We start from the raw sequence: 13,358 nt of genomic DNA, 5'->3' as shown, positions 1-13,358 counted from the left end.
GCATGTGGCCCTCAGGAGCGTCTGCTCGAAGGCCCCCCGACCGCACCGAGGGTGGACGCATCGGACCATATCACGCGCGGGGTCCGTCCTCGCGCACCCAAGGGAGCCACGATGGCGCAATCGTTCACCGGCAAGAAGCGGATCCGGAAGTCTTTCGGCCGCATCCCCGAAGCTGTGCAGATGCCGAACCTGATCGAGGTTCAGCGGTCGTCCTACGAACAGTTCCTGCAGCGCGAAGTGCGCCCCGGCCAGCGCCGGGATGAGGGCGTCGAAGCGGTCTTCAAGTCGGTGTTCCCGATCCGCGACTTCAACGAACGCGCCACCCTCGAGTACGTTTCGTACGAGTTCGAAGAGCCGAAGTACGACGTCGAGGAATGCATCCAGCGCGACATGACCTTCGCTGCGCCGCTGAAGGTCAAGCTGCGCCTGATCGTGTTCGAGACCGACGAAGAGACCCAGGCCCGCTCCGTGAAGGACATCAAGGAGCAGGACGTCTACATGGGCGACATCCCGCTCATGACCGACAAGGGCACGTTCATCGTCAACGGCACCGAGCGGGTCATCGTCTCGCAGATGCACCGGTCGCCGGGCGTGTTCTTCGACCACGACAAGGGCAAGACCCACTCGTCGGGCAAGCTGCTGTTCGCTGCGCGGATCATCCCGTACCGCGGCTCGTGGCTGGACTTCGAGTTCGACGCCAAGGACATCGTCTATGTCCGCATCGACCGGCGCCGCAAGCTGCCGGCGACCACCTTCCTCTATGCCCTGGGCATGGACGGCGAGGAGATCCTCACCACCTTCTATGACGTGGTGCCGTTCGAGAAGCGCACCGGCGGCTGGGCCACGCCCTACAAGCCCGAGCGCTGGCGCGGCGTGAAGCCGGACTTCCCGCTGATCGACGCCGACACCGGCGAGGAAGTGGCGCCCGCGGGCACCAAGATCTCCGCCCGCCAGGCCAAGCGCCTGGCCGACAACGGGCTTAAGACCCTGCTGCTGTCGCCGGACGCCCTGGTGGGCCGCTACCTGGCGCGCGACGAAGTCAACATGCAGACCGGCGAGATCTACGCCGAGGCCGGCGACGAGCTGGACCCGGGCATGATCGCCGACCTGGAGCAGAAGGGCTTCACCACCATCGACGTGCTCGACATCGACCACGTCACGGTCGGGGCCTACATGCGCAACACCCTGCGCGTGGACAAGAACGTCACCCGCGAAGACGCCCTGTTCGACATCTACCGGGTGATGCGCCCGGGCGAGCCGCCGACGGTGGAAGCCGCCGAGGCGATGTTCAAGAGCCTGTTCTTCGACCAGGAGCGCTACGACCTGTCGAGCGTCGGCCGGGTGAAGATGAACATGCGTCTGGAGCTGGACTGCCCGGACGACATGCGCGTGATCCGCAAGGAAGACGTGCTGGAGGTGCTCAAGACCCTGGTCGGCCTGCGCGACGGCCGCGGCGAGATCGACGACATCGACAACCTGGGCAACCGCCGGGTGCGTTCGGTGGGCGAGCTGCTGGAGAACCAGTACCGCGTCGGCCTGCTGCGCATGGAGCGGGCGATCAAGGAGCGCATGAGCTCGGTCGATATCGACACGGTCATGCCGCACGACCTGATCAACGCCAAGCCGGCGGCCGCCGCCGTGCGCGAGTTCTTCGGCTCGTCCCAGCTCTCGCAGTTCATGGACCAGACCAACCCGCTGTCGGAAATCACCCACAAGCGGCGTCTGTCGGCCCTCGGCCCGGGCGGTCTGACCCGCGAGCGCGCCGGCTTCGAGGTGCGCGACGTGCACCCGACCCACTACGGCCGGATCTGCCCGATCGAGACGCCGGAAGGCCCGAACATCGGCCTGATCAACTCGCTGGCCACCCACGCGGTGGTCAACAAGTACGGCTTCATCGAAAGCCCGTACCGGCGGGTCAAGGACGGCAAGATCACCGACGAGGTAATCTACATGTCGGCCATGGAAGAGGCCAAGCACGTCATCGCCCAGGCCAACATCAAGATCGATGGCGGCGAGATGGTCGAGGATCTGGTCCCCGGCCGGGTGAACGGCGAACCCTCGCTGCTGCCCAAGGACACCGTCGACCTGATGGACGTGTCTCCCAAGCAGGTGGTGTCGGTGGCCGCGGCCCTGATCCCGTTCCTCGAGAACGACGACGCCAACCGCGCGCTGATGGGCTCGAACATGCAGCGCCAGGCGGTGCCGCTGATCCAGTCCGATGCGCCGCTGGTCGGCACGGGCATGGAGGGCGTGGTCGCGCGTGACTCCGGCGCCGTGGTCGCCGCCCGCCGCGCCGGCGTGGTGGAACAGATCGACGGCACCCGGATCGTCATCCGCGCCACGGAAGAGACCGACCCCACCAAGCCGGGCGTCGACATCTACCGCCTGTCGAAGTTCCAGCGTTCGAACCAGAACACCTGCATCAACCAGCGTCCGCTGGTGCGGGTGGGCGATCGGCTGCAGGCCGGCGACATCATCGCCGACGGCCCGTCCACCGAGCTGGGCGAACTGGCGCTGGGCCGCAACGCCCTCGTCGCCTTCATGCCCTGGAACGGCTACAACTTCGAAGACTCGATCCTGATCTCCGAGCGGATCGTGCGCGATGACGTGTTCACCTCGATCCACATCGAGGAGTTCGAGGTCATGGCCCGCGACACCAAGCTGGGTCCGGAAGAGATCACCCGCGACATCCCCAACGTCGGCGAGGAAGCCCTGCGCAACCTCGACGAGGCGGGCATCGTGGCGATCGGCGCCGAGGTTCAGCCGGGCGACATCCTGGTGGGCAAGGTCACGCCCAAGGGCGAAAGCCCGATGACCCCGGAAGAGAAGCTGCTGCGCGCGATCTTCGGCGAGAAGGCCTCCGACGTGCGCGACACCTCGCTGCGGCTGCCGCCCGGCGTCGCCGGCACGGTGGTCGAGGTGCGCGTGTTCAACCGGCATGGCGTCGACAAGGACGAACGCGCCGTGGCGATCGAACGCGAAGAAATCGACCGTCTGGGCAAGGACCGCGACGACGAATTCGCGATCCTGAACCGCAACATGACCGGCCGCCTGCGCGAACTGCTCACGGGCAAGACCGCCGTCTCCGGGCCCAAGGGCCTGGGCCGGGGCGAGATCACCCCGGCGAAGCTGGAAGAGATCGCGCCGGGCCTGTGGTGGCAGATCGCCCTCGACGACGAGAAGGCGATGGGCGAGCTGGAGGCCATGCGCCGCCAGTTCGACGAGGCGCGCAAGCGTCTGGACCGCCGCTTCGAGGACAAGGTCGACAAGCTGCAGCGCGGCGACGAATTGCCCCCCGGCGTGATGAAGATGGTCAAGGTGTTCGTGGCGGTGAAGCGCAAGCTGCAACCGGGCGACAAGATGGCCGGCCGTCACGGCAACAAGGGGGTCATCTCCAAGATCCTGCCGATCGAGGACATGCCGCACCTGGAAGACGGCACCGCCGTGGACGTGGTGCTCAATCCGCTGGGCGTGCCGTCGCGGATGAACGTCGGCCAGATCTTCGAGACCCACCTCGGCTGGGCCTGCGCGGGCCTGGGCAAGCAGATCGCCGCCCTCCTGGAGGACTGGCGTTCCAGCGGCGGCGAGAAGAAGGCGCTGCAGGACCGTCTGCGCGAGATCTATGGCCCGAACGAGCACATCCCCGACGACGAGGATGAGCTGATCGAGCTGTCGCGCAACCTCAGCAAGGGCGTTCCGATCGCCACCCCGGTGTTCGACGGGGCGCACATCAACGACATCGAGGACATGCTGGAATCGGCTGGTCTCGATCGTTCGGGCCAGGTCCAGCTGTACGATGGCCAGACGGGCGAGCCCTTCAAGCGCAAGGTGACGGTCGGCTACATCTACATGCTGAAGCTGCACCACCTGGTGGACGACAAGATCCACGCCCGCTCGATCGGCCCCTACAGCCTGGTCACCCAGCAGCCGCTGGGCGGCAAGGCGCAGTTCGGCGGTCAGCGCTTCGGGGAAATGGAGGTGTGGGCCCTGGAAGCCTACGGCGCCGCCTATACCCTGCAGGAAATGCTGACGGTGAAGTCGGACGACGTGGCGGGCCGGACCAAGGTCTACGAGAGCATCGTCCGCGGCGACGACGCCTTCGAGGCCGGCATCCCGGAAAGCTTCAACGTGCTGGTCAAGGAGATGCGGTCGCTGGGCCTGAACGTCGAGCTGGAAAACAGCTGACGGCGTTCGACGTCCGCCAATCGATCCTGTGCGAGGGGAGGGACCGTCAGCCCCCTCCCATTCGCCTTCTGCAATACTGACGAACTGGAAGTCTCATGAACCAGGAAGTCCTGAATATCTTCAATCCGGTGGTCGCCGCCCCGACCTTCGACCAGATCCGCATCTCGCTCTCCAGCCCGGAGAAGATCCGGTCGTGGTCGTTCGGCGAGATCAAGAAGCCGGAGACCATCAACTACCGGACGTTCAAGCCCGAGCGTGACGGCCTGTTCTGCGCGCGGATCTTCGGTCCGACGAAGGACTACGAGTGCCTGTGCGGCAAGTACAAGCGCATGAAGTACAAGGGCATCATCTGCGAGAAGTGCGGCGTCGAGGTCACCCTGGCCCGCGTCCGCCGCGAGCGGATGGGCCACATCGAACTGGCCAGCCCGGTCGCGCACATCTGGTTCCTGAAGTCGCTGCCCAGCCGCATCGCCATGATGCTGGACATGCCGCTGAAGGACATCGAGCGGGTCCTGTACTTCGAATACTACATCGTCACCGAGCCGGGCCTGACCTCGCTGAAGCAGCACCAGCTGCTGAGCGAAGACGAGTACATGCGCTTCCAGGACGAGTTCGGCGACGACAGCTTCACCGCCGAGATCGGCGCCGAGGCGATCCAGGGCCTGCTGAAGGGCCTGGAGCTGGAGAAGGAAGCCGACAAGCTCCGCGAGGACCTGCTCACCACCACCTCGGAGATGAAGCTCAAGAAGGCGTCCAAGCGCCTGAAGATCATCGAGGCGTTCCTGGAGAGCGGCAACAAGCCGGAATGGATGATCATGACGGTCGTCCCGGTGATCCCGCCCGAGCTGCGCCCGCTGGTGCCGCTGGACGGCGGCCGCTTCGCCACCTCCGACCTGAACGACCTGTACCGCCGGGTGATCAACCGGAACAACCGCCTCAAGCGCCTGATCGAGCTGCGCGCGCCGGACATCATCATCCGCAACGAGAAGCGGATGCTGCAGGAAGCCGTCGACGCCCTGTTCGACAACGGCCGCCGCGGCCGCGTGATCACCGGCGCCAACAAGCGTCCGCTGAAGTCGCTGGCCGACATGCTGAAGGGCAAGCAAGGCCGCTTCCGCCAGAACCTGCTGGGCAAGCGGGTCGACTACTCGGGCCGTTCGGTGATCGTCGTCGGTCCCGAGCTGAAGCTGCACGAGTGCGGCCTGCCCAAGAAGATGGCGCTGGAGCTGTTCAAGCCGTTCATCTACGCGCGGCTGGACGCCAAGGGCCTGTCGGGCACCGTCAAGCAGTCCAAGCGCATGGTCGAGCGCGAGCAGCCGCAGGTGTGGGACATCCTCGAAGAGGTGATCCGCGAACACCCGGTGCTGCTGAACCGCGCCCCGACCCTGCACCGCCTCGGCATCCAGGCCTTCGAGCCCAAGCTGATCGAGGGCAAGGCGATCCAGCTTCACCCGCTGGTCTGCACCGCCTTCAACGCCGACTTCGACGGCGACCAGATGGCCGTGCACGTGCCGCTCTCGCTGGAAGCCCAGCTGGAAGCGCGCGTGCTGATGATGAGCACGAACAACATCCTGTCGCCCGCCAACGGCCGGCCGATCATCGTGCCGTCGCAGGACATCGTCCTGGGCCTCTACTACCTGTCGATGGCCAAGGATAAGGAGCCGGGCGAGGGCAAACTGTTCGCCGACCTCGGCGAGATCGACGCGGCGCTCGACGCCGGGGTCGTGACCCTGCACACCAAGATCAAGGCCCGCTTCACCGAAATGAACGCGGACGGGGTCTCGGAACGCAAGGTGATCGACACCACGCCGGGCCGGATGAAGATCGCCGCCCTGCTGCCGCAGAACCCGAACATCGGCCACCGGCTGGTGGAAAAGAACCTGACCAAGAAGGAAATCGCCAACCTGATCGACGCCGTCTACCGGCACTGCGGTCAGAAGGCGACGGTGATCTTCGCCGACCAGGTGATGGGTCTGGGCTTCAAGGAAGCGGCCAAGGCCGGCATCTCCTTCGGCAAGGACGACATCATCATCCCCGAGAAGAAGAAGGGGATCGTCGAGACCACCCGCCACCTGGTCGAGGAGTACGAGCAGCAGTACGCCGACGGCCTGATCACCAAGGGCGAGAAGTACAACAAGGTGGTCGACGCCTGGTCCAAGGCCACCGACCGCGTGGCCGACGAGATGATGGCCGAGATCTCCACCAGCCATAAGGACGAGAAGACCGGGCGCGAGCTCGAGATCAACTCGGTCTGGATGATGGCCAACTCCGGCGCCCGGGGCTCCCAGGCGCAGATGAAGCAGCTGGGCGGCATGCGCGGCCTGATGGCCAAGCCGTCCGGCGAGATCATCGAGACGCCGATCATCTCGAACTTCAAGGAAGGCCTGACCGTGCAGGAGTACTTCAACTCCACGCACGGCGCCCGTAAGGGTCTGGCCGACACCGCGCTGAAGACGGCGAACTCGGGCTACCTGACCCGCCGTCTGGTGGACGTGGCGCAGGACTGCATCATCACCGAGGAAGACTGCGGCACCACGCGGGGCATCACCCTGCGCGCCGTGGTCGAAGGCGGCGACGTGATCGTCTCGCTCGGCCAGCGCATCCTGGGCCGCTACACGGCCGAGGCGGTGAAGGAGCCGGGCACCAACGAGCTGGTCGCGCCGGCCGACACCTATCTCGACGAGAACATGATCGAGGCCGTCGAGGCCGCGGGCGTGCAGTCGGTGAAGGTGCGCTCGGTGCTGACCTGCGAGGCCAAGGTCGGCGTCTGCGCGGCCTGCTACGGCCGCGACCTGGCGCGCGGCACCACCGTCAACATCGGTGAGGCCGTGGGCGTCATCGCCGCCCAGTCGATCGGCGAGCCGGGCACCCAGCTGACGATGCGGACCTTCCACATCGGCGGCACCGCCCAGGTGGCCGAGCAGTCGTTCTTCGAAGCCACCAACGAGGGCGTGGCCCGGGTCGGCGGCGGCAACTCTGTGCAGGCCCCCGACGGGGACATCATCGTCATGAGCCGCAACCTGACGGTCACCGTGCAGGTCGACGGCAAGGACCGCGAGTCCTACAAGCCGCCGTACGGCGCGCGCCTGAAGGTCAAGGACGGCGACAAGGTCAAGCGCGGGCAGCGCCTGGCGGAATGGGACCCCTACACCACGCCGATCATCACCGAAGTGGCCGGCAAGGTCCGCTTCGAGGATCTGGTGGAAGGCTTCTCCGTCCGCGAGGAGGCCGACGAGGCCACCGGCATCTCCAACCGCGTGGTCATCGACTGGCGCGCCTCGTCCAAGGGCTCGGACCTGCGTCCGGCCATGGCCGTGCTCGACGCCGACGGCGCCTACAAGCGCCTGGCGAACGGCGGTGAGGCCCGCTCGCTGCTGCCCGTGGGGGCGATCCTCTCGGTCGGCGACGGTGACGAGGTGCGTCCTGGCGACGTGCTGGCCCGTCTGCCGACGGAAAGCGCCAAGACGCGGGACATCACCGGCGGTCTGCCGCGGGTGGCCGAACTGTTCGAGGCCCGCCGGCCGAAGGACTGCGCGGTGATCGCCGAGATGGACGGCCGGGTGGAGTTCGGTCGGGACTACAAGAACAAGCGCCGCATCAAGATCACCCCGGAAGACGGTGGCGAGGCGGTCGAGTTCCTGATCCCGAAGGGCAAGCACATCGCCGTCCACGACGGGGACATCATCCGCAAGGGCGAGTACCTGATCGACGGCAACCCGGACCCGCACGACATCCTGCGCATCCTCGGCATCGAGGAGCTGGCCAACTTCCTGGTCAACGAGATCCAGGAGGTCTACCGGCTGCAGGGCGTGCCGATCAACGACAAGCACATCGAGACGATCGTCCGTCAGATGCTGCAGAAGGTCGAGATCATGGAGCCGGGCGACACGGGCCTGCTGAAGGGCGATCACCTCGACAAGTCCGAAGTCGAGGAAGAGAACACCAAGGCGGAAGCCCGCGGTGGCCGTCCGGCGATCACCCAGCCGGTGCTGCTGGGCATCACCAAGGCGTCGCTGCAGACCCGCAGCTTCATCTCGGCCGCCTCGTTCCAGGAAACCACCCGCGTGCTCACCGACGCCTCCGTGCACGGCAAGCGCGACACCCTGGAAGGGCTGAAGGAGAACGTCATCGTCGGCCGGCTCATCCCGGCGGGTACGGGCTCCTACCTGCGTGGCCTGCAGCGCATCGCCGCCAAGCGCGACGAGCAGCTGGCCGCCAGCCGCGAGGAAGCCATGGAGCCCCTGCCCATGGAGATCGCCGAGGAGGCCGCGGCCGAGGCTGCGGACGCCTGAGGCGTTCCATCGAGGTAACGACATGCGGCGGCCCGGGAGCGATCCCGGGCCGTTCGCATGTGCGGCGCCCATTCCGGGCGCTCGCCGTCACCGAACCGGCGCCGTGGCCGTGCTAGGCTACGGCATGGCCGAGCTCGATTTCAGCTGCGCCTGCGGGGCGGTGCGGGGGGTGCTGCGCGGGCCGTCGCCGAAGACCGGCATGCGCTACATCTGTCATTGCGACGACTGCCAAGCCTTCGCGCGCTTCCTCGGCGCGCCCGAGCGCTGGCTGGACCGCCACGGCGGCACGGACGTGTTCCAGACCGCCGCCTCGCGCTTCGAGATCACCCTGGGCGCCAGCCGGCTCGCCTGCGTTCAGGTGACCGACCGGCCGCTGCTGCGCTGGTACGCCGACTGCTGCCGCACGCCGATCGCCAACACCTACGGCTCGGCCAGGCGCTCGTTCATGTCGCTGATCCTCGCCGGCTTCGACCCGCGCGCCTGCGACCGCGCGATCGGCCCGCCCGCCGGCCACGTCTGGACCCGCTACGCCACCGGCGACATCGGCCGCGTGCGTCAGGCCAACGTCGCCGCGATCCTCTGGCGCATGGCCTCGCGGATGGTCGGCGCACGGCTCTCGGGCGACTGGCGGCGCAACAGCTTCTTCGACCCCGCGACCGGCGATCCCGTGGCGGCCCCGCAGCGCCTGACCCCGGCCGAGCGCCTGGGGCTGGACGAGGGCTTCCCCAAGCGGGCCTAGGGCCGCCCTCAGGGCGCCGGGGGCGCGGTCGGGGCCGGGCAGGCGTCGGCGATGCGGTGGGCGTCGGTGGTGGCTGTGGCGGTGATCGGCAGGGAGGCGAGGGTGGTCTGCACCTGGGCCTCCACGTGCAGGGTTGTGGGGCTGTAGGTCCCCTGGCCGGCGATGTCCGCCTCCCGACCCTGGCGGCTGGTGCAGTGTCCCTTGAAGGCGATGTGGCCGCCGCGGGCGGACTGCACCGGATAGCTGCAGCTGTAGATATGGTTCGACGGCCCCAGCATGAACTTGGCCACGTCCTGGGCAGTGATGCAGCGGCGCTCGGTCTTGCTGCTGGCCACCGGCGAATCCAGCGTGCTGGTGCTCTCCCAGTAGCCGGGGCGCACCGCGTCTGGCGGCAGGCCGGCGCCCAGCAGCAGCAGGGCCGCGGCGCCCCCGCCCAGGCTTCGCAGGCCGACGGTTCGGATCATGGACATGGCGCCAGCATCGGGGGGCAAGCCGGCCAAAGCATGGCGGCCGGGCGGCGGCGGTCAGGGGCTGTGCCGGGAGACTGTCGTCAGGGGCCGCGGTGCTGCGGGCCGATGCCGGCGCCCATGCCGGCGTCCTGACCGTCCGAGGTGGTGCCCACCGGGGCGCTGTCGCGGTACTTGCGGTCCTGCTCCTGGCGGGCGGCGGCGGCGTCGTATTCCTTGCGCTTGGCCGGCGACAGGGTCATCGCCGGCGCCGAGCCCACGTGCGTGCCGAACCGTTCGGCGCAGGTGTTCTTCTCGACCCCGCTCAGATGCACCGCATCGGCGTTGGCGCAGCCGACCAGCGTGCCGCGCAGGCCGCCGCCGCCGCCGGGCATCATCCCGCCGGGGAAGGGATTGAGGCCGTTCAGCCGGCTGCCGGTCCCCGGCGCGCCGGGTGATCCTGGGAATCCGGGGGAGCCAGGCGAGCCAGGCGAGCCGCCGGCCGGCGTTCCCGGCCGCCCGGCGGGGCCCGCGGCAGGCGCCATCGGCAGGCCGGGCACGCCCGCCGGCGTGTCCTTGGGCTTGCGCACGTTCAGCGGGCTGGGCGCGACGTTGGCGGACGGCGAGGGCTTCGGCGGGCCGGCGACCGGCGCGGGCGGGGCCGGGCTGATGGTGGGCGCCGGCGACGGGTTGGGCCTGGCCGGCGCGGGGGTCGGCGCCGGCGCCGGGGAGGGCGCTGGCGTCGGCTTGGCCTGGGTCGGCGCCACGGGGGCGGGCAGCGGCGAGGGTTTCGGCGGGGCCGGCTTGGGGGGCTCGGGCTTGGGCGGAGCGGGCTTGGGCGGCGCGGGCGGGCTGGGGGCCGGCTGCGGCGCGGGCGGGCTCGGCGCGGGCGCGGGCTGCGGGGCCGGCTGGGGCGCGGGCTTGGGGGGCGGCTGCGGCTTGGGCGGCACGGGCGTCGGCGGCGGCGTCTCCACCTTCTGCTCGACCTTCGGCGGCGGGACCGGCGGCGGCGGGGGAGGGGGCGGCGGAGGCTCCTCCGGCTCCGGCACGATCTCGGCCTGGATCGGCTGCTCCACAGGCAGGTTGTAGACCGGGGTCAGCTGGTCGGCGATCACGCCGATCAGCACGGCGTGGATGATCACCGACAGGACCAGGATGATTCCGTCCTGGCGACGCTTGTCCGGCTTGGGGAAGCCGAGATAGCGCTCGATGCGCTCCTGCAGATCGCCGAAGAAGCGGTCCAGCCGGGCGCCGATGGCCTCGAGCAGATTGCGCGGGGTCTCCGGATCGCGACTCAAAACCCAGCGCCCCCTGTGGTCTGGACCCCTATGTGCTTCACCCTTACAGGGGTTCGGCTCTCAGCGGAACATCGCTATCGGCCAAGGCCGTTTCGTGACCGCGTCCGTCACGCATCAGCCCTTGACGCCAGCGGCGGGTGAGTCTAGAAGCCGCCCCTCTGTTGAGCCGGCTGTGTCCCTTGGGGCAGACGCGGTTCGCGGAACGAACCTGAAGGACCTGGCCACCGTTGGCCGGGAGACTTAAGGGGAACAGCCCTCGCGGGGGACCGCGCGGGCTATCATTCGTTTTTGCGGGCTACGCGTCCCGGGCGGTCTTTCGACCAAACGGGCTGGTCTTTGAACGGTCTGGCACACGCGGGCGCAAGCCTAAGGGGAATTATCGAGCGATATGGATCGTCAGAACATCCGCATCCGGCTCAAGGCCTTCGATCACCGCGTGCTGGATCATTCCACCCGCGAAATCGTGAATACGGCCAAGCGCACCGGCGCGACCGTCAGGGGGCCGATCCCCCTGCCCACGCTCATCGAGCGTTTCACCGTCAACCGCTCGCCGCACATCGACAAGAAGTCGCGCGAGCAGTTCGAAATCCGCACGCACAAGCGCGTGCTCGACATCGTCGACCCCACCCCGCAGACCGTGGACGCGCTGATGAAGCTCGACCTGTCGGCGGGCGTCGACGTCGAAATCAAGCTCTAAGGGGACCAGCCGATGCGTACCGGCGTGATCGCCAAGAAACTGGGTATGACCCGCCTCTTCGACGAGGCCGGGAGCCATATCCCCGTGACCGTGCTCAGCCTCGACGGCTGCCAGGTCACCGGCCAGCGCACCCAGGACAAGGACGGCTATGTCGCCCTGCAGCTCGGGGCCGGCGCCAAGAAGGCCAAGAACACCTCCAAGGCCGAGCGCGGCCATTTCGCCAAGGGCCTGGTCGAACCCAAGCGCCAGGTGGCGGAGTTCCGCGTGTCCGAGGACAACCTGATCGACGTGGGCGCGGAATTCACCGCCGACCACTTCGTTCCCGGCCAGAAGGTCGACGTTCAGGGCGTCACCATCGGTAAGGGCTTCGCCGGCGCCATGAAGCGCTGGAACTTCGGCGGTCTGCGCGCCACCCACGGCGTGTCCGTATCGCACCGTTCCCACGGTTCGACCGGCAACCGCCAGGATCCGGGCAAGACCTTCAAGAACAAGAAGATGGCCGGCCACCTCGGCCAGGAAACCGTCACCACCCTCAATCTGACCGTGTTCCGCGTGGATGTGGAGCGCGGTCTTATTCTTCTGCGCGGCGCGGTTCCGGGGGCCCAGGGCTCCTACGTGAAGATCCGCGACGCCATCAAGGCGGCGGCTCCGGACGGTGTTCCCACCCCGGGCGCGATCAAGTCCAAGGCGGCTGCGGCCGCGGCTCCGGCCGAAACCCCGGCTGAAGACGCCCAGGCTCCCGAGGCCTCGAACGGGGGCGAAGACCAATGAAAATCGACGTGATCAAACTGGACGGCGGCAAGGGCGGTTCGCTCGACCTGCCGGACGACATCTTCGGCATCGACGAGATCCGCGGTGACATCCTGCAACGCGTGGTGACCTGGCAGCTCGCCAAGCGCCGCTCGGGCAACCACAAGATCCAGGTCCGCAACGAGGTCTCTCGTACGGGCAAGAAGATGTACAAGCAGAAGGGCACCGGCGGCGCCCGTCACGGCTCGCGCCGGGCGGCCCAGTTCGTCGGCGGCGCCAAGGCCCACGGGCCGGTGGTGCGCAGCCACGAGTTCGGCCTGAACAAGAAGGTCCGCGCCCTGGCCCTGCGCCACGCGCTGTCCTCCAAGGCCAAGGCCGGGACGCTGGTGGTGCTGGACAGCGCCGCCCTGGCCGAGCCGAAGACGGCCGCCCTGCGCGCCAACTTCGCCAAGATCGGCCTGAAGAACGCCCTGGTGATCGCCGGGGTCGAGGTCGACGCCAACTTCAAGCTGGCCGCGCGGAACATCCCCAACGTGGATGTGCTGCCGAACGCCGGCCTCAACGTCTACGACGTGCTGCGCCGCGAGACCCTGGTGCTGACCAAGGACGCGGTCGAGGCCATTCAGGCCCGCTTCGCTCAGAAGGAAGCCGCCTGATGCCCACCGCCCGTCACTACGACACGATCCTCGCGCCGGTGATCACCGAGAAGGCCACCCTGCTGAGCGACCAGAACAAGGTCGTCTTCCGGGTGCCGCTCGAGGCCACCAAGCCCGAGATCACCGCCGCCGTCGAAGAGCTGTTCAAGGTCAAGGTGACCAAGGTCAACACCATCCTGCAGAAGGGTAAGACCAAGGTCCGCCGCGGCATGCGCATCCGCCGCTCCGACGTCAAGAAGGCCATCGTCACGCTTGCCGAAGGCCAATCCATCGACATCACGACGGGGCTCTAGGT

General features: G+C 68.0%; 9 protein-coding genes. 7 read left to right on the top strand and 2 right to left on the bottom strand.

Features of this window, described 5'->3' with window-relative positions; translation table 11 throughout:
- The first annotated feature begins 111 nt into the window (after positions 1–111).
- The 3 genes from rpoB (at position 112) to ACO2Q3_RS09640 (ending at position 9,216) form a co-directional block, all read left to right on the top strand.
- Positions 112–4,185 (top strand): DNA-directed RNA polymerase subunit beta, encoded by a 4,074-nt coding sequence (gene rpoB / locus ACO2Q3_RS09650; protein ID WP_423306353.1) that lies wholly within the window; start codon positions 112–114, stop codon positions 4,183–4,185.
- A 95-nt stretch (positions 4,186–4,280) separates the two neighbouring features.
- Entirely contained in the window at positions 4,281–8,477 is a 4,197-nt protein-coding gene (gene rpoC / locus ACO2Q3_RS09645; protein ID WP_423306352.1) for a DNA-directed RNA polymerase subunit beta', read from the top strand.
- A 103-nt stretch (positions 8,478–8,580) separates the two neighbouring features.
- On the top strand, positions 8,581–9,216 hold the full coding sequence (locus ACO2Q3_RS09640; protein ID WP_423306351.1) for a DUF6151 family protein: 636 nt from the start codon (positions 8,581–8,583) through the stop codon (positions 9,214–9,216).
- 8 nt (positions 9,217–9,224) lie between these two features.
- On the opposite strand, the gene ACO2Q3_RS09635 is transcribed toward ACO2Q3_RS09640, so the two are convergent.
- Together ACO2Q3_RS09635 and ACO2Q3_RS09630 are read right to left on the bottom strand one after the other, a co-directional pair.
- Positions 9,225–9,686 carry a DUF3617 domain-containing protein gene (locus ACO2Q3_RS09635; protein ID WP_423306350.1) on the bottom strand — a complete coding sequence of 154 codons (462 nt, stop codon included), beginning with the start codon at positions 9,684–9,686 and terminating at the stop codon, positions 9,225–9,227.
- A gap of 80 nt (positions 9,687–9,766) precedes the next feature.
- A complete protein-coding gene (locus ACO2Q3_RS09630; RefSeq protein WP_423306349.1) occupies positions 9,767–10,960 on the bottom strand; it encodes a hypothetical protein in 1,194 nt (397 codons plus the stop codon).
- Positions 10,961–11,348: 388 nt separating this feature from the next.
- On the opposite strand from ACO2Q3_RS09630, the gene rpsJ reads away from it, so the two are divergent.
- From rpsJ to ACO2Q3_RS09610, 4 genes are read left to right on the top strand one after another with little or no spacing between them, the layout of a single operon-like run.
- Positions 11,349–11,657 (top strand): 30S ribosomal protein S10, encoded by a 309-nt coding sequence (gene rpsJ, locus ACO2Q3_RS09625; protein WP_423306348.1) that lies wholly within the window; start codon positions 11,349–11,351, stop codon positions 11,655–11,657.
- 12 nt (positions 11,658–11,669) lie between these two features.
- Complete coding sequence (gene rplC / locus ACO2Q3_RS09620) at positions 11,670–12,428, top strand: 50S ribosomal protein L3 (protein ID WP_423306347.1); 759 nt, start codon at positions 11,670–11,672, stop codon at positions 12,426–12,428.
- Positions 12,425–13,063 (top strand): 50S ribosomal protein L4, encoded by a 639-nt coding sequence (rplD, locus tag ACO2Q3_RS09615; protein WP_423306346.1) that lies wholly within the window; start codon positions 12,425–12,427, stop codon positions 13,061–13,063. Before rplC ends, rplD begins: the two co-directional genes overlap by 4 nt.
- The gene (locus ACO2Q3_RS09610; protein WP_423306934.1) at positions 13,060–13,356 is read left to right on the top strand and encodes a 50S ribosomal protein L23; all 297 of its coding nucleotides are present in this window, start codon (positions 13,060–13,062) and stop codon (positions 13,354–13,356) included. Before rplD ends, ACO2Q3_RS09610 begins: the two co-directional genes overlap by 4 nt.
- The last annotated feature ends 2 nt before the right edge of the window (positions 13,357–13,358 follow it).

This window comes from Caulobacter sp. KR2-114 (genome assembly GCF_049446115.1).
In the GTDB taxonomy this organism is placed as follows: domain Bacteria; phylum Pseudomonadota; class Alphaproteobacteria; order Caulobacterales; family Caulobacteraceae; genus Acaudatibacter.
The sequence above is the reverse complement of the archived record's forward strand: the minus strand, read 5'-3'. Positions and strand labels throughout refer to the sequence as shown.

Bases quoted from the DNA above. Each gene is read 5' to 3' on its own strand.
- rpoB (WP_423306353.1), top strand. From the start codon at position 112: ATGGCGCAATCGTTCACCGGCAAGAAGCGGATCCGGAAGTCTTTCGGC.
- rpoC (WP_423306352.1), top strand. From the start codon at position 4,281: ATGAACCAGGAAGTCCTGAATATCTTCAATCCGGTGGTCGCCGCCCCG.
- ACO2Q3_RS09635 (WP_423306350.1), bottom strand. From the start codon at position 9,686: ATGTCCATGATCCGAACCGTCGGCCTGCGAAGCCTGGGCGGGGGCGCC.
- rpsJ (WP_423306348.1), top strand. From the start codon at position 11,349: ATGGATCGTCAGAACATCCGCATCCGGCTCAAGGCCTTCGATCACCGC.
- rplC (WP_423306347.1), top strand. From the start codon at position 11,670: ATGCGTACCGGCGTGATCGCCAAGAAACTGGGTATGACCCGCCTCTTC.
- rplD (WP_423306346.1), top strand. From the start codon at position 12,425: ATGAAAATCGACGTGATCAAACTGGACGGCGGCAAGGGCGGTTCGCTC.